This window comes from Methyloversatilis discipulorum (assembly GCF_000527135.1).
GTDB classification, from domain to species: Bacteria; Pseudomonadota; Gammaproteobacteria; order Burkholderiales; family Rhodocyclaceae; genus Methyloversatilis; species Methyloversatilis discipulorum.
This window is the reverse complement of the sequence record NZ_AZUP01000001.1, coordinates 1686707-1700913: the sequence shown is the minus strand read 5'-3', so window position 1 is coordinate 1700913 and position 14207 is coordinate 1686707. Positions and strand designations below refer to the sequence as shown.

Below are 14207 nucleotides of genomic sequence, written 5' to 3'. Positions count from 1 at the left end.
TGGCCGGCCGCAGCGGGTGCTGCGTTGAAACAACGATAGCAGTGCTTTTTTGGAATAGCAATAGCAACGCTATTTTTTATGGCGAAGGCGTGTGACCGCGTCCATGCGTCGCGCTGGCGGCTAGATCAGGTGGGTCGTCGGGTGGTGTGGTGCGGCGTCAGCGTATCCGCGTGTGCGGATAGAGCGCGTGCAGCGTGGCGATATCCATGGTCGAGTGATCAGGCCCTACACGGCCCGACCCGGGGAGCACCCGGTAACGGGTGTGTCGCTCACCGTGAGCTGTGCAAAACACGCGAAACTCGCCGCGTCTGTTGAGCACAGCCTGCCAGTGGTACATACCGCACCCCCGGACATCCGCCGCAGCGAGGGCGCGGGTGATGTCGGCATTGAACGCGCTGGTGAGGGCGCCGTACCGTTCAGCGGATTCGCGGGGTGGTGGTTCCCGACGCGTGGCGTAATGCACGGCGAGGAACGCCGCGCCCACAATGACAGCGACAACGATCAGTCGCCGGTTGTAGCGCTGTTCGCGCTCCCTCTCAGCCTTGGCCCGTATGCCAGCCAGAAGCTTCGAGGCCGGGGGCGGCGCGGCGTAAGCAGGGGCGGGGGCCTTTGCTGGCGCGCCGCAGTGAGGGCAGGTAGTCGCCTCGGTGCTGATGGACTTCCTGCATTCGTGACATTTGATCAGTGCCATCCGGATGGACTATCCTTGCGGTCTATACCAAAGCACTATTCTATTTGGGAAGCGGCTTTGCTGGGAACTGATACACCCGGCACGGCTGCTTTTTCACGCCTTCATTTTTGAGGACGCCGCCCCGAATTTTTCGCGGGCCTGTCGGATTCCCTCGTCCAGCTTCGACTGCGCCCATAGCTGCCCCTCCGGAGTGAGGGCGCGGTACGCGACTTCGGCCACGTGCTCGAACGGCCATGATGCGTACGACGGATCGGGCTGACGGATGTGCACCAGTGGTGCGCCGTTTGAGATCAGCGCGGCGACTTCTAGCGCCTTCGCGGCAACGGAAGGGCTGATGTCCTCAATTCCGCAGCGGAAGGCCTTCGCGTAGGCGATAGCCGCATCAACGCTGATCGGGCGGATGCCCTTCGCGTGCTGATACATCGCCGCGACGCCACCCGGGATCGCGTGATCGCGCGCGAAAGCCGCGCGCTGCCCCCGGTCGAACCCGGCCAGGCGTTGTTCGAGCCGTTCAGCGTCGGTCTTGTCTTTGGATGTCGTGCCCATGAAAGCAACGCTATCGTGCTGAATCGAAAGCATGGCTTGCTTGCTGTGCAATAGCGATGCTATCGTTTCAGCCATGGAAACGATTTCCCCGATTCAGCGCGCCTGCGATGCGGTGGGTGGACAGGCCCGCTTGGCAGCCAGCCTGTCCGTTACGCCCGCCGCCGTCCACCAGTGGGTGCGCGGCATTCGCCGCGTGCCGACCGACCGCTGCGCCGACATCGAAAAGGCCACGGCCGGCGCGGTGACGTGCGAAGAACTGCGCCCCGACAAGCTCGATTACTGGGCTTTCCTGCGCGGTTCGCGTTCCACCAACGGCGCGAGCCAGTCCGACACCTGCACCGAAAAGGTAGCCTGAAGTGCCGCGCTGCTCCGCGTGTTGTGCGTTCCTCTTTCCCGGTACGGCGTTCGCAAACCCGTCCTCCTCGCCGCCGCCTTCGGGCGGTATTCCCCAAGCGGTCATGCGCTGCGCGGTGCCCGTCCCGGTCGTATCGGGGCGGGTGCTGCGTTCCTGTTTGATTGCGGTGATGTCCATGGCGACCAGTCTATTTTTTTGCCCGGAGCGCGTCCTTCCGACACGTTCCGACATTTTCGGAAGGCGTCGGAATGCAGACTGAAATGCCGTTCTTCGAAGGCCCGGAAGACGCCTTGCGCGAGGCTGTCCGGGCGATTGGCGGGCCGAAGAAAGTCGGTCCGATGCTCTGGCCCGACAAGACGCCCGACGCCGCAGCGCGACTGCTGCAGGACTGTCTCAACGCCGGCCGTTCGGAAAAGCTCGATCTGTCGCAGGTGCTCTTCATCCTGCGCGCTGCCCGTGATGCTGGCTTTCACGCTGCATTCCAGTTCATCGGGGCTGATGTGGGCTACGAAGTGCGCCCGGTCACTCGCGAGGAGGAAGTCGACCGCATCACATCGGTGATCGAGACGACCAGCGCGCAACTGGCGACCGCGATTGCGACGCTGCAGCGACTTCAGACCGCGAGGCGAGTGGCGTGATCCGTGGCGAAGTGTCGTTCGACCTGGGCGAACTGGACCGCTTCCTCACTCAGATGCAGCGCGATCGCGTGCCGGCAGCCGCCGCGCGCGCGCTGAACGACAACGCCTTTGGCTACCGCAAGCAGCTTCAGGCCACGATGGCCAGCAGCTTCGACCGGCCCACGCCCTACACGCTGCGCGCCTTTGTGGTCGACAAGGCGGGCGCACGTGCGGCGCTGCAGGCTGATACGTACCGCATCATGGGTCTGCCTTCCCCGGCGCCCAGCGGCCGCATCGAGGCGCACGTCTATCTGAACGAGGACCCGAACAAGCAGGGCCTCGAACCGTTCGACACCATCGGGCACCAGTTCACCGGGGGCGAGCCCGCATTCACCGGGTTCGAGCGCGCGCTGCGTCGCATCGGTGTGCTGCCGCCTGGCTGGCATGCAGTGCCCGGTGGTGGGGTGAGGCTCAACGGATACGGCAACGTGAGCCCGGGCCTGATCGTGCAGCTGATCAGCTATTTCCAGGCGTTCGGGGAGCAGGGCTATCGCGCCAATGCGTCCGAGCGCACGCGCAAGCGCAGGGCGGGGAAGGGCGTTGTCGAGTACTCCGATGTCGCTTCCCGTCAGGCGCGGAAGGTCAAGACCATTGCCGGCGTCGAGTACTTCATCAGCCGCGGGCGTGGCGAGTTCACCGGCGCACGCACATGGAAGTCCGGCCGCATGCAGCACCTGCCCCCCGGCATCTACGCCCGCACGGGCATCCATGGCAGCACCCTGCGCTGCATCTTCAAGTTCGTGCCCTCGACGCGCTATCGCCAGCGCGTGGACATCCTCGCGGTCGCCCGCGATATGGACCTGCCCACGCGCCTAGGCCGCGACTTCCTGCGCTACCTGCGATAAGGCCCTCACATGATGCACACCTCGGGCCTTCGCGCCCCTGTACACCACCCGTCCCGCCCCGCCTCCCCGAGTCATAGGACAGCGCTGCGCTGCGCGACGCATTCGATTTCAGTCACGCCCCGCGCGGGGGCATCGGGCACCGGTGACGGGTCCTTCCCCAAAGCCCCTGAACAGGGTAATGCGAACCCCTCAAGCCCTGTAGTCAGTGGGGGTGAAAGTTACTGAAATGGGGTTGTCGAATCACGATTCCGTGCTGTCACAGCTCCGCGCCGCGGGGCTGATCGTCCCGTACCTGAAGGTCACGGGGAAGCCGGTCCGCTGCAAGGTCGAAGGGGAGCGCGAGAAGCGGGGCTGGTACGTCCTGCACGAACTGATGCTGGACGGCGGCGACTTGGTCGTCGTCGGGTCGTTCGGGATCTGGCGCGGCAACGACAAGGGAGCGCAGAAGGTCACGCTCGAGCGCAACGCCCTCACCGATGAGCAGCAGGCCGCGCTGCGCCAGCGGCTGAAGGACGACCAGAAGCGCGCGGAGCAGGAACGCAGGGCGGAGGCGAACCGGGCGGCGGAGCAGGCGGACCGCGTGTGGCGCAAGCTCACCACCACGGGCGAATGCGACTACCTGGAGCGCAAGGGCGTCAAGGCGCACGGCGTGAAATTCACGCCCTCGGGCGCGATGGCCGTGCCGATGATGGACGCGAGCGGGCGCGTGTGGGGGCTGCAGTTCATCCTCACCCGCGCGAAGCACGCCAAGCGCATCGCACGGACGGAACGCGACAAGGAGTACTGGCCCTACGGCCTGGACAAGATCGGGAAGTTCCACCTGCTGGGCGGCGTGCCGACCTGGTGCGTGCTCCTCGCTGAAGGCTACGCGACGGCCGCCACCCTGCACGAAGCGACCGGCCTGCCGGTTGCAGTGACCTTCGACGCCGGCAATCTGCTTCCGGTGGCGCGTGTGCTGCGCAAGCGCTACCCCGGCATCAACATCCTGATCTGTGCGGACGACGACGCTTTCGGTAAGTGCCAGGGCTGCAAGGCGCCGGTCAAGACCGGCCGGCTGGATGACCTGTGCCCGGCCTGTGGCAAGCCGCATCGAAAGGAGAACACAGGCTGCCGCGACGCTGCCACTGCCGCGCTGACCGTCGAAGGCAAGTGGATCAAGCCCGAATTCCCCGATGACATGCCGCGCTGGGAGCAGTTCTGCGAGCGCGGCACGAAGATCACCGACTTCAACGACCTGCACGCTGCCTGCGGCCTCACCACGGTGCGTTCGCAGGTCGAGGACGCGATCAGGCGGTTCAACTGGGCCGCGCCCGCCGCCGCGCGGGACTCGGACACTCGGGGGGGCGGGGCGACGACCGCCGATCTGCGGCCGGTCGAGAGCGTCGAAACGCTGCTCGATCGCTTCTCGCTCGTCTACGGCCATGGCGGATCGGTGTTCGACCATCACGAACACATCCTGGTCACGCTGTCCGACATGCGCGATCTCTGCACGCGGCGCGAGTTCTCGCGGCGATGGCAAGAGCATCCGTCGCGCAAGATCGTGCGAGTGGAAGAGGTCGGATTTGATCCGGGCGAAGAGGACCCGGCGATCAAGTGCAACCTGTGGTCCGGCTGGCCGACCGTGCCTAAGGCCGGCAAGTGCGAAAACCTGCTCGATCTGCTGCACTACATGTGCCAGGCCGACCCGAAGGCCGAAGAGCTATACCAATGGGTGCTGCGCTGGATCGCCTACCCGATCCAGCACCCGGGTGCGAAGATGAAAACCACGGTGGTCATCCACGGGCCACAGGGCACCGGCAAGAACATGTTCTTCGAAGCCGTGATGGCCATCTACGGGCGATACGGCTGGGTGGTCGACCAGTCGGCCATTGAGGACAAGTACAACGACTGGGCCTCGCGCAAGCTCTTCCTGATCGCCGACGAAGTGGTCGCGCGGTCTGAAATGTTCCACATCAAGAACAAGCTGAAGTCGTTCATCACGAACGACCAGATCCGCATCAACCCCAAGAACGTTAAGGCGTACTGGGAGGCGAACCACGTCAACATGGTTTTCCTCTCCAACGAACGCATGCCCGTCGTGCTCGAAGAGGACGACCGGCGGCACGCGGTCATCTGGACGCCGGTGAAGCTGGGCCCCGACTTCTATTCCGCCGTGAAGGCCGAGATACAAGCGGGCGGCATTGCCGCGCTGCACGACCACCTGCTGAACCTGCCCATGGGCGATTTCGCCGCCCACACGCTGCCGCCGATGACCGAGGCGAAGGCTGAACTGATCGACCTGTCACGCGACTCGACCAGCCGCTTCCTGATGCACTGGACGGCAGGCGAGATCGGCGGCGTTGGCCTCATGCCGGCGCTGTCGGAGGACGTCTATCAGCTCTATGTCGCCTGGTGCCATCGCAACGGCATCGGCCGTGGCGCGCCGCTCAACAAGCTCATCGATGCGCTGGTGAAGAAGCACCGGTGCGGCCACAAGCGCAAGCGGCACATGGTCGGTGCAACCACGAAGCAGAGCACCTTCATCTTCCCGCCCGGTGTCGACGAGGAGCCGCCGGGCAGCAGTCAGCAGGTGTTCTTCTCCGAGTGCATCGATGCCTTCCGCAACGCCCTGAACGACTACAAGCAAGGACTGAGCCGTGCCGGATTCTGACCTTAAATGTGCAGGGTGTGCAGGGCCTGTGCAGGGCAGTGTGCAGGGTACGAATCGCCGGAAAACGGCTTGCCGGCGCCATTGTGCAGGGTGTGCAGGGACTCCGCGCGCGTGTACACGCGAGAGCGCACCGCGCCGCCGCCCTCATTCCCGAGAAAAATCGATTTCTCGTGTACACGCGACCCTGCACACCCTGCACACCCTGCACATTCCAGCATCCATGCGGGTTTCCGCCCGCCTCGTACCCTACACATCACCCTACACACCCTGCACAAAGGTGTGGGTAGTGGTGAAAGGTGAAGAGCGATGAGCCAAGCGAAGCCGGAAATGGGGTTCGCCGAGTTCGCCCGCCATCTCGGCGTCAGGCCGTCCTACATCACCGAACTGCGCAAGGCCGGCCGCCTGGTGCTCACCGACGACGCCAAGGCCGTGAAGGTCGCGGAATCGCTCGCGCTGATCGACAGCACCCGCGACCCTTCACGCGGCGGCGTAGCGGCCCGCCATGCGGCCGCGCGGGGCCAGGAAGTCGGACCGCGCACCCAGTCGGACCACGGTGATGACGATGAGCGAGCGGCGAACGTCGCGGCCGCATCGAGCGACCACGGCTTCCAGAAGGCCAAGGCCATCAACGAGCGCTACAAGGCGATGACCGCCAAGGTCGAGTACGAACGCCTCATCGGCAAGCTCGCCCCCGTGGCCGACATCGAAGCGGCTGCCGCTGACCTGGTCACCGCACTGCGCCGCCGACTCGAAGGCATGGGCACCACGCTGGCCCCGCTCGTCGCACCGGTCAGCGAGCCGAGCGCCTGCAAGGCCCTGATCGACGAATTCGTCGAAGGCGTGCTGCGCGAAACCTCTGACACCCTCAAACCGAAGAAGGGAACCCCGCAATGAACGCGCCCGAACTGCGCCCGGTGGTCGATCTGCGCCCCTACGCCGGCAACGCCAAACGCCACCCGCCGGAGCAGATCCAGCAGCTGGCCCGCACCTTCGAAGCGCTGGGCTTCGTCGGCGCGATCGTCGTGCGCAACGGCACCATCGCCAAGGGGCACGGCAGCCTGAAGGCCGTCGAATCGATCTACGCCCGCGGCGGGCTGCTCTACCCCGCGCCGGGCCGGGAGCAGGGCGCCGAGCCCTTCCCGTCCGGCACCGTGCCCGTGCTCGACGTCACCGGCTGGACCGAATCCCAGTTCCGTGCCTATGTCATCGCGGACAACCGCCTCGCCGAAGGCGGCGACTGGGACGCCGAAGTCCTGCGCAGCGAACTGGACGCATTGAGCGAGCAGAGCGACCTGGACGATTTCGACTTCGATCACCTGGGCCTCGATTTCGACGACGCCCTCAGCGCGCTGGACGAAGACGAACGCACCGTCGACGCGAACGCCGCCCACCAGCGCGACGACGACAGCGCGCCGGTCCCGACCAGCGCCGGAGCAGCCACCACGGGCGCGGCTACCGCCGCCAAGCCGCCGCAGAAGAAGCCCACCGTCTACCCGGTCATGATCAGCCTCAACCGCGCCCAGTACGACCGCCTACAGGCCTTCAAGGACGAACACGACATGTCGGACGCCGACGTGCTGATGAGGGGCATCTGATGAACGATTGCCCCAGCCGCTGCCACTTGGGCGACTGCCTCGAAGTACTCGCCACATTGCCGGATGAGAGCGTGGATGCGATCGTCACCGACCCCCCATATGGTCTGAGCTTCATGGGGAAGCGCTGGGACTACGACGTTCCGGGCTCCGACATCTGGGCTGAGTGTCTGCGCGTGCTGAAGCCGGGCGGCTATCTGCTGGCGTTCGCCGGCACACGGACGCAACACAGGATGGCGGTGCGGATTGAGGATGCCGGGTTCGAGATCCGCGACATGATCGCTTGGGTGTACGGCTCGGGGTTTCCGAAATCGCTCGACGTGAGTAAGGCGATCGACAAGGAGGCGGGGATTGAGCGTACCGAGGTTGTGTCCAGGTATAGGGCGAGAGACTTTGGCTTGTGCTCGAACAATCGGCTTGGCTCGCAAGACGTTGAGGTTGCACAGAAGACTGTCATGCAATTCGCTCCCGCCACCCAATCCGCCCGTCAGTGGCAAGGCTGGGGCACCGCGCTTAAGCCCGCGATAGAGCCGATTACCGTGGCGCGCAAGCCATTCCGCGGAACGGTAGCGGACAACGTGCTGGCGCATGGCACAGGGGCGCTGAACATTGACGCGTGCAGGGTGGCAAGCGGCTCAGATCACGCCGAGCGGTGCGCGAGCGTAGTCGGATTGTCCAGCAACAGGAACGGGGCGGTATATGGCGAATGGAGCCGTGCCCGCACCGACAGCCACCACGACTCCGGGCGCTGGCCCGCGAACCTGATCCACGACGGCAGCCCGGAAGTGGTGTGCATCTTCCCGGATGACAAAGGATTCGGGAGCACGGCACGGTTCTTCTACTGCGCCAAGGCGAGCCGGCGCGACAGAAACGATGGACTGCCATGCGGAGAAGCGCCTGCGGTCAGCACCAACTCCACGATGCGAGAGTGCGAGGAAGCAGATTGGCCGGCCCGCAATGGCAACCATCACCCGACCGTGAAGCCGACCGATCTGATGGCCTATCTGTGCAGGTTGGTGACGCCGCCAGGTGGGGTGGTGCTGGACCCGTTCATGGGATCGGGCAGCACCGGCAAAGCCGCAGTGCGCGAGGGCTATCGATTTATAGGCATTGACCGCGAGGCTGAGTACGTGGCGATCGCAGAGGCGCGCATCGAGGCCGAACTGGCGAAGAGCCACGCGAAGCGCTCATCCATTTCGCAAACGCAGAGCGCGGACGAAAGACTCAAACAGTTCGACCTTTTTGCTGAGGGTGGTGCTTAACCATGCCCAACTGTATTCAGAACTGCCGCCTTTGCGGCGTCACCGTCGGCCTGCCGCTGGAGTCCTGCACATGAGCCTTCGCATCTACACCGGCGAATACCTTATCTCCCCCGCCCTGCTGCACTTCGGCGGCAACTGGTGCACGCACGGCTGCGCCTACTGCTTCGCGAACCTGAACAAGCCCGATCGCGTGTCGGAGCCGAACGACATCGCGCGCGTGCTGAAGTGGTTCGACACCGGCTCCACGGCCATGGAGTTCGAACTGCTGAAGATGGGTCACCCGATCCTGATGAGCAACGACAGCGACCCGTGTGCGAAGAGCAACGCGGCGATTCACCGCTGCATCGTCGAGGCGCTGTCGCCGCTGGGCGTGCGCTTCGCTTACCAGACCCGCGGCGGCGTGCCGGAAGAGGAGCAGCGCATCATCGATCAGGCCCCGACCATGGTCTATGTGTCGCTCACCACCGACGACGAAATGGTGCGTCAGCGGCATGAGCCGGGCGCGCCGCCGCACGCGCAGCGCATGCAGTTCATCCGCCGGCTGCGCGAGGCCGGCCACATGGTGGTGATCGGGCTCAACCCCTTCGTGCCCAAGTGGTGGGGCGACGTCGACGCCTGCTTCGAGCAGCTGGCCGGCTGGGGCGTCACGCACGTGTGGCACCAGGCCATGCACCTGTCGCGCTGGCAGATCAGCGCCATGTCTGAGAAGGCGAGGGCCAAGCATTCAGACCTGATCGACTACGCGTCGAAGAAGGTCGCACCCGACGCGAAGGACTACGCTGCCGCGCTCGATCGCATCGAGGCCATGGGCTTCAACCTGTTCTCCGGCGGCGTCTCGAACAAGCTGGGCTTCTGGGACGAATGGTTCGACCGCCTCGGCTACCCGTGGTCGCCGACGGTCGATGCGCTGGTGCGCGACTGTGACCTCGCTGCCGGTGGCCAGCCGCTCGCCATCGATCTGGCGGAGTTCAACGCCTGGGCCGATATCGGCCTGAAGCGCCCGCGCGCCATCTGGAAAGAGTTTCTGAACGGCTTCGGGCGCAGCGTTCGCAATGCCGGCGAGGACACGCGGGCGCACAGCCAGGCGGAAGCGAACGCCTTCATCTGGCGCTTCGACGAATTCCCGACGCGGTTCCGGCACGCCTGCTTCGCCCGCGTGCTGTACGACGACGCGCACGCCGCCGACCTCGACGGCGTGCCCCTCATGGCAGTGTCGAAAGACGGGTTCGCGGAATGGGAAGTGGGCCATTCCGACGTGACCTTCCTCAACCACCCACTGGAAAGGAAGTGCGATGGCCGAGAACCACTCTGCTCGACAGAAGAGCAGCGGCAAGTACAGCACGCGCAAGGGCCAGATGGTCCGCAAGCGCAGCGCCCCGTACTCGCCGAAGTACCGCGGCACCTAGCAGAAAGCGGGGCAGCTGAGGCTGCCCCGCCGCAGGCCTGATGCAGACCGCACCCGTCACACGCGAGGGCTATGCCGACGTGCGCGCGCTGCTTCAGCGCATCGCCGCGAATGCCATCGCCCCGCGGGAAAACCTGACCGTCAGCCAGTGGTCCGACGCGAAGATCCACCTCACCACGAAGAGCGGTGCGAAGGCCGGCCGGTGGGTCACCGACAACAACCCGCCGCTGCGCGAGCCCATGGACTGCATGAGCGCCCGCAGCCCGGTGAAAGATGTCGCGCTCATGTTCCCGATCCAGTTCGGGAAGTCCGCCGTCGGCACCAACGTCGTCGGCTACTGCATGGAGCACGACCCGGGCCCGATCATGTACGCGCTGCCCGGCGAAGTGTCGATGCGCAAGTGGATCAACCAGAAGTTGAACCCCATGCTGGAAGCCTGCGAAGCGGTGCGCAACACCCTCGTCAGCCTGTCCAGCCGCGACGCCTCGAACACCCGCGAGTTCAAGGACTTTCTCGGCGGGCAACTGAACATTGAGCACGCCGGCAGTCCGCAGCGCCTGAAGTCCTCGACCGTTTTCCGGCTCATCGTCGACGAGGTCGACGAGTTCGCCCGCAATCTGGTCGGCGGCGGCGACCCGATGAAGATGCTGGAAGGCCGCACCTCGGCCTATCCGCTGAACTACAAGCGCCTGTACATCAGCACGCCCGAACTGCTGGGCGTGAGCCGCATCCACGAACTGTTCCTGAAGGGTGACCAGCGGCGCTATCACGTGCCGTGCCCGCACTGCGGCGAAATGCAGCACCTGGAATGGAAGGGCCTGCAGTGGTCCGAAGGCGGCAAGCGCGCCTGGTACGTCTGCCGCGAGAACGGCTGCATCATCGAAGAGCACCACAAGCGCCAGATGATCGCGTTCGGCCGCTGGGTCGCTGCGAACCCCGACGCGGAAATGCGCAGCTACCACATCAACTGTCTGTACTACCAGCCGGACCTTGGCCCCAGCTGGGCACAGATGGCCCAGGACTGGCTCGAAGCCCAGGGCGACCCGGAGAAGACCAAAACCTTCACCAATGACCGCCTGGCGGAGCCGTACGAAGACCCGTCCATGCGAAAGGCGAAAGTCAGCCTCATCAAGGACCGGACAGAGCCTTACAAGCTTCGCCACGCCCCGGCCGGCGTGCTCGCAGTCACCGCAGGCGTGGACACCCAGGACAGCCGGCTTGCCGTTCACATCACCGGCTGGGGCCGAAGCATGGCCTCATGGACCCTTGACTACGTCGAACTGCCGGGCGACCCCGAGGCCGGCGAGGTGTGGGACAGTCTTGTCGAACTGCTCAGCCGACCTATCGAACACGAATGGGGCGGCACGCTGCAGGTGCTCGCCACCGCCATCGACGCCGGTGGCCACCGCACGGAATCGGTGAAGGATTTCGTCCGTAGCGGTCGCATTACCCGTCCCATGTGCATTTTCGGGTCGCCGCAGAACAACGCGCCTGCGCTCGGCAAGGGAAGGCTCGAAGACACGAAGCGCAGCGGCAAGTCAGACCGTCGCGGCCTGCTCATCTACCAGGTCGGCACGGTCGCCATCAAGCACCAGCTGTACGCGCGCCTTTCGACCGACCACGACAAGCAGATCGCCGATCGCCTCGTGCACCTGAGCGAGGATCTGGACGACTTCTACTTCAAGGGCCTTGTGTCCGAGGTCTACAACCCGAAGAAGAACCGGTTCGAGAAGAAGACCGGCGTGCGCAATGAGCCGCTGGACACCTACACCTACTCCTATGCCGCCGCCCTGCACCCGGAACTGCGCCTGCATCGGCACAACCGCGACGACTGGGACCGGCGCGAGCGCGAACTGCGCGCGCTGTCCAGCCCCGGCGCCGTCCAGGCCGCCAGCGAGCGCATCGCCGCCGCCCGCGCACGCGATGAGCAGGATGAGCCCGCGCCCTCGCTCGACGGTCGCCGCGACCCGGTACCGATGCCGGCGCCCATGCCGCAGTCGCGCCCGCGCAACGACGACAGCGACCTTTTCTCACCCATATCGATGATCGGCTGACCATGGCCCGCGAAGAACTCCTCGACGTCATCCGTGAAGAACTCGCCGCCCAGCACCGCCGCCTGAGCGTGCCTGACGACGTCACCGTCGAAGTGTGGAAAGGCCTCGAACACCGGCTGCGCTTCCGTGCCGGCGGCAGCGAACTGACCTACATCCGGCGACGGCAGGACACGTCCGCGCGCGACGCCGACATCCGGCGCCGCTTCAACGGCCGAAATGCCAACGAACTGGGACGTGAACACAACCTATCCGCGCGCTACGTGCGGAAGATCGCGAAGGGGAAGTGATGGACATGATGAATGACCCAGCGAAGCGCGCTGAGTGGGTGTACGGACAGCCCATGGAGCCGTGCCCTAAGTGCGGCAGCTACAACATGAAGCCGCAGATGCCAATCGCCATTAGAAGGCGTGGTGACGAGACCGTGCCGCAGTTGGTGGGCGAATGGGCGCGGGCGACGAAGGCCGGCGCCACGCCGCTCGAAGGGCCGTGCTACTACATGTGCTGGGATTGCGGTCACAAAGCGCCAGCGGTGGACTGCGCCGGGCGCACGTCGGAGGACTGCCGCCAGGACCGCGCGCTGAACGCCGAGATGAAACGACTGTGGAATGAGCAGGAGCGGTGAACACTCAATTCGCAGAAGTACTCCGCGCACTACGTGCGCGAGATCGAGAAGGGGAAGTGATGAACATCCTGAAAGAGATCAACCTTCGAATGAACAGCGGCTTGTGCCCTGGTCGTGGCGCGCTCGGCGAGTGTGCGGCGATCACGGAGATTCACGCGAAGGGCAGCGAGGACAGCTACTTCACGGCCCACCTGTATCTGCACTGCGCTGAAGGCGCACTGACGCCGGAGGAGGTCGCCGGATGGTTCCATCAGGCCGGCTGCCTGGATGTCACCGTCAGCGCTGTCCTGCACGACCCGGACAACAACATCCTGAACGGCGCCAGCATCGACGACGGTGTCCGGCCGTGGGACGTGAGCTACCGCCTGCCTCCACGCTACATCGACCCCGAAAAGGAGGAGGCGGCACACGCGTATCCAGTGTTCAACGCCTTCGAGGCTGAGCCACAGACCGAAACGGATCTGACATGCCGCGACACCAACGACCCGCAGTACTGGGCGAATCGACTCCGCGCCGCGGACAAGGTGGAGTGCGAACGCCTGCTGGACGCCATGTTCGATCTCAGGTTGGGCATGCGCGCCAAAGGCATTCCGACGCCCGGCGCCGATGCGCGCTGTGACGAGGGCATGGCACTCTTCGAAGAGCGGTTCGGGGAGCACTACCTGCCGTTTTGAACGCTGTATCGATCTGGGTGAGGATATGAACAGAGATTCCGACGATGAAGAAGACCGCCAGCGGGACCAGTGGACGCTGGGCGAGTACGACAATGGCGAGACGGGTTGTCCCAATTGCGGGCGCGACCGGCTGTGTCTGTGCCCAAACGGGAAGCACCGCTGCGAGAAGTGCAACTGGTGCCCCGAACTGAAAGGCTACGCGCCGTTCTTCGATTGATCCACAGTGCGAGCAGCAATGAGCAGCGGCGAACAGTCTGAATCGACCGACCAGCTGAGTGCAGACGATCGCAACTTCGCAGGCGAGGAGGTTCCGCGCAACTGTGAGAACTGCGACGGCCTTTACGATGATAGCGACGGCCCGGAGTACGGGCCACCAGTCCCAGCGTGCTCGATCAAGCCCCATATGCACTACCTGAAGCACTTCCCGTTCAAGACGCCTCAGAGGTGCTTTCAGATTGCGTGGTGGCACCTCGTCGATTGGGACGAAGAGGGGGCAGCGATAAGCGCTGACGACTCGGCGGAACTAAAAAAGTGAACTAGTTCCAGTAGAAATGACCGCGGGCGATTGCGACGCTTGCGGTCATGGACCCGCTCCGCTCCCTGCCGCTTGATCGCCTGCAATCGATGCTCGCCGAAGCCATCGAGGCGCGACACAAGCTCGTTACCGGCCCGACCAGCGCCAGCGGCGAGGGTCGCAGCATCCAGTACCAGCAACGCGTGGTGGATGCCGATGCCTACATCGAAAAACTGAATCAGGCGATCACGGCAACGCAGGAGCCCGGGCGTCCGGCCCGCGGCCCGATCTACCTGCAGTCGGGTGGTTGCCGGTGAAGC

General features: G+C 64.9%; 16 protein-coding genes. 14 read left to right on the top strand and 2 right to left on the bottom strand.

Features of this window, described 5'->3' with window-relative positions; all coding sequences use genetic code 11:
* Positions 1-157: 157 nt before the first annotated feature.
* Positions 158-691, bottom strand: a complete 534-nt coding sequence (locus tag METFAM1_RS21015) for a zinc ribbon domain-containing protein (RefSeq protein WP_019919061.1) — start codon at positions 689-691, stop codon at positions 158-160.
* 93 nt (positions 692-784) lie between these two features.
* A complete protein-coding gene (locus METFAM1_RS20150; RefSeq protein WP_019919060.1) occupies positions 785-1312 on the bottom strand; it encodes a hypothetical protein in 528 nt (175 codons plus the stop codon).
* On the opposite strand from METFAM1_RS20150, the gene METFAM1_RS0107855 reads away from it, so the two are divergent.
* From METFAM1_RS0107855 to gpW, 14 genes are all read left to right on the top strand, one after another.
* Positions 1311-1592, top strand: coding sequence for a helix-turn-helix domain-containing protein (locus tag METFAM1_RS0107855; protein ID WP_019919059.1), 282 nt, complete (start codon positions 1311-1313; stop codon positions 1590-1592). The two genes, METFAM1_RS20150 and METFAM1_RS0107855, sit on opposite strands and share 2 nt — an antisense overlap.
* 260 nt (positions 1593-1852) lie before the next feature.
* The gene (locus tag METFAM1_RS0107850) at positions 1853-2230 is read left to right on the top strand and encodes a hypothetical protein (protein WP_198291418.1); all 378 of its coding nucleotides are present in this window, start codon (positions 1853-1855) and stop codon (positions 2228-2230) included.
* Positions 2227-3114, top strand: coding sequence for a hypothetical protein (locus METFAM1_RS0107845; protein ID WP_019919057.1), 888 nt, complete (start codon positions 2227-2229; stop codon positions 3112-3114). Before METFAM1_RS0107850 ends, METFAM1_RS0107845 begins: the two co-directional genes overlap by 4 nt.
* A 250-nt stretch (positions 3115-3364) precedes the next feature.
* Positions 3365-5764: a DUF5906 domain-containing protein gene (locus tag METFAM1_RS0107840; protein WP_019919056.1), complete on the top strand. Its 2400-nt coding sequence runs from the start codon at positions 3365-3367 to the stop codon at positions 5762-5764.
* 306 nt (positions 5765-6070) lie between these two features.
* Positions 6071-6658 (top strand): hypothetical protein, encoded by a 588-nt coding sequence (locus METFAM1_RS0107835; protein WP_037249095.1) that lies wholly within the window; start codon positions 6071-6073, stop codon positions 6656-6658.
* Positions 6655-7359, top strand: a complete 705-nt coding sequence (locus METFAM1_RS0107830) for a ParB/Srx family N-terminal domain-containing protein (RefSeq protein WP_019919054.1) — start codon at positions 6655-6657, stop codon at positions 7357-7359. The genes METFAM1_RS0107835 and METFAM1_RS0107830 overlap by 4 nt, the downstream gene beginning before the upstream one ends.
* Positions 7359-8618, top strand: coding sequence for a DNA-methyltransferase (locus METFAM1_RS0107825; RefSeq protein WP_019919053.1), 1260 nt, complete (start codon positions 7359-7361; stop codon positions 8616-8618). Before METFAM1_RS0107830 ends, METFAM1_RS0107825 begins: the two co-directional genes overlap by 1 nt.
* Before the next feature lie 70 nt (positions 8619-8688).
* A complete protein-coding gene (locus METFAM1_RS0107820; RefSeq protein ID WP_024300562.1) occupies positions 8689-10065 on the top strand; it encodes a radical SAM protein in 1377 nt (458 codons plus the stop codon).
* Positions 10065-12077, top strand: a complete 2013-nt coding sequence (locus METFAM1_RS0107815; protein ID WP_019919052.1) for a phage terminase large subunit family protein — start codon at positions 10065-10067, stop codon at positions 12075-12077. Before METFAM1_RS0107820 ends, METFAM1_RS0107815 begins: the two co-directional genes overlap by 1 nt.
* 2 nt (positions 12078-12079) lie before the next feature.
* Complete coding sequence (locus METFAM1_RS0107810; protein WP_019919051.1) at positions 12080-12364, top strand: Mor transcription activator family protein; 285 nt, start codon at positions 12080-12082, stop codon at positions 12362-12364.
* Positions 12364-12699 carry a hypothetical protein gene (locus tag METFAM1_RS0107805; RefSeq protein ID WP_019919050.1) on the top strand — a complete coding sequence of 112 codons (336 nt, stop codon included), beginning with the start codon at positions 12364-12366 and terminating at the stop codon, positions 12697-12699. Before METFAM1_RS0107810 ends, METFAM1_RS0107805 begins: the two co-directional genes overlap by 1 nt.
* A 59-nt stretch (positions 12700-12758) precedes the next feature.
* Positions 12759-13373 (top strand): hypothetical protein, encoded by a 615-nt coding sequence (locus METFAM1_RS0107800; RefSeq protein ID WP_024300561.1) that lies wholly within the window; start codon positions 12759-12761, stop codon positions 13371-13373.
* A 25-nt stretch (positions 13374-13398) separates the two neighbouring features.
* Entirely contained in the window at positions 13399-13590 is a 192-nt protein-coding gene (locus METFAM1_RS20815) for a hypothetical protein (RefSeq protein ID WP_157256680.1), read from the top strand.
* Positions 13591-13955: 365 nt separating this feature from the next.
* Entirely contained in the window at positions 13956-14204 is a 249-nt protein-coding gene (gpW, locus tag METFAM1_RS0107790) for a gpW family head-tail joining protein (RefSeq protein WP_019919047.1), read from the top strand.
* The last annotated feature ends 3 nt before the right edge of the window (positions 14205-14207 follow it).

What these genes read in the sequence shown, in the direction of transcription:
- METFAM1_RS21015 (WP_019919061.1), bottom strand. Translation starts at nt 691, where the DNA reads ATGGCACTGATCAAATGTCACGAATGCAGGAAGTCCATCAGCACCGAG.
- METFAM1_RS0107855 (WP_019919059.1), top strand. Translation starts at nt 1,311, where the DNA reads ATGGAAACGATTTCCCCGATTCAGCGCGCCTGCGATGCGGTGGGTGGA.
- METFAM1_RS20150 (WP_019919060.1), bottom strand. Translation starts at nt 1,312, where the DNA reads ATGGCTGAAACGATAGCATCGCTATTGCACAGCAAGCAAGCCATGCTT.
- METFAM1_RS0107850 (WP_198291418.1), top strand. Translation starts at nt 1,853, where the DNA reads ATGCCGTTCTTCGAAGGCCCGGAAGACGCCTTGCGCGAGGCTGTCCGG.
- METFAM1_RS0107835 (WP_037249095.1), top strand. Translation starts at nt 6,071, where the DNA reads ATGAGCCAAGCGAAGCCGGAAATGGGGTTCGCCGAGTTCGCCCGCCAT.
- METFAM1_RS0107830 (WP_019919054.1), top strand. Translation starts at nt 6,655, where the DNA reads ATGAACGCGCCCGAACTGCGCCCGGTGGTCGATCTGCGCCCCTACGCC.
- METFAM1_RS0107825 (WP_019919053.1), top strand. Translation starts at nt 7,359, where the DNA reads ATGAACGATTGCCCCAGCCGCTGCCACTTGGGCGACTGCCTCGAAGTA.
- METFAM1_RS0107820 (WP_024300562.1), top strand. Translation starts at nt 8,689, where the DNA reads ATGAGCCTTCGCATCTACACCGGCGAATACCTTATCTCCCCCGCCCTG.
- METFAM1_RS0107815 (WP_019919052.1), top strand. Translation starts at nt 10,065, where the DNA reads ATGCAGACCGCACCCGTCACACGCGAGGGCTATGCCGACGTGCGCGCG.
- METFAM1_RS0107810 (WP_019919051.1), top strand. Translation starts at nt 12,080, where the DNA reads ATGGCCCGCGAAGAACTCCTCGACGTCATCCGTGAAGAACTCGCCGCC.
- METFAM1_RS0107805 (WP_019919050.1), top strand. Translation starts at nt 12,364, where the DNA reads ATGGACATGATGAATGACCCAGCGAAGCGCGCTGAGTGGGTGTACGGA.
- METFAM1_RS0107800 (WP_024300561.1), top strand. Translation starts at nt 12,759, where the DNA reads ATGAACATCCTGAAAGAGATCAACCTTCGAATGAACAGCGGCTTGTGC.
- METFAM1_RS20815 (WP_157256680.1), top strand. Translation starts at nt 13,399, where the DNA reads ATGAACAGAGATTCCGACGATGAAGAAGACCGCCAGCGGGACCAGTGG.
- gpW (WP_019919047.1), top strand. Translation starts at nt 13,956, where the DNA reads ATGGACCCGCTCCGCTCCCTGCCGCTTGATCGCCTGCAATCGATGCTC.